Genomic DNA, 209 nt, shown 5'->3' with positions numbered 1-209 from the left:
CAGCGTTACCTGAGGCAGTACAAGCAGAAAAAGATGCGCTACAAGGTCGTTTAAATGATCTGGTTGATATCACTTTACCAACAGTAAATGACGAAGATGAAGATGGTGTTGTTGATGATATTGGTGAAGCTCTAACAGCGGCTGAAGCAGCAGTAGAGGCAGCAGAAGCAGCATACGCTGCGGCAGAACAAGCGCTGATCGATGCAAAT

General features: G+C 45.9%; 1 protein-coding gene. It reads left to right on the top strand.

Going from position 1 to position 209, the window contains the following annotated elements; translation table 11 throughout:
- Positions 1–209, top strand: a 209-nt coding sequence (locus AC1M9P_RS14695; RefSeq protein ID WP_481588103.1) for a GA-like domain-containing protein, incomplete at both ends; no start/stop codon positions are given.

The sequence above is a fragment of the Acinetobacter sp. 25-47-122 genome, assembly GCF_056779695.1.
This window is presented reverse-complemented; position numbering and strand designations above follow the sequence as displayed.